At 49.3% G+C, this 452-nt stretch carries 1 pseudogene; it reads left to right on the forward strand.

From position 1 onward, the window contains the following. Nucleotides 1–169 precede the first annotated feature (169 nt). Nucleotides 170–452, forward strand: a pseudogene (locus HMPREF2537_RS12320) (CMP deaminase); the annotation flags it as partial.

Here is a 452-nt window from a genome sequence, read left to right on the forward strand (position 1 = left end):
ATAAGGCCCTTAGCTAACATTGAACTTAAAACTCGACGCTCTATCCACTCAACGTCCTCGTATGGTCCTGTCTTGCTTTGTAAGCGATTGGTACATCTCAGAAACCCCGGTGTTCACGATCTCTGTCTTCACATAGATAAAGCGCGTTGGCAATTATTACCCTTAAAGAGTGATTACCAACGAACTTCGAAATTTACTGGCCAAAGCAACCACCCATGCACAGCGTTTTCAGGACGGAGAAGACCACACTGTAGCCGCAGCGCTCCTTACCAAATCAGGAAAACACGTACTCGGTTTGAACGCGCACCATTTCCTCGGTGGTCCTTGCGGGGAGATCTCGGCTTTAGCCAACCATGCTGCTAGTTATCCAGAGGACCCAATCCAAGCAGTAGTCGCCGTATACGGACCTACTGGTCAAATTATGGTGCTGTTGCAACTTGGGGCGGGAGCCA

Source organism: Corynebacterium sp. HMSC074E01 (assembly GCF_001808885.1).
Lineage (GTDB): Bacteria > Actinomycetota > Actinomycetes > Mycobacteriales > Mycobacteriaceae > Corynebacterium.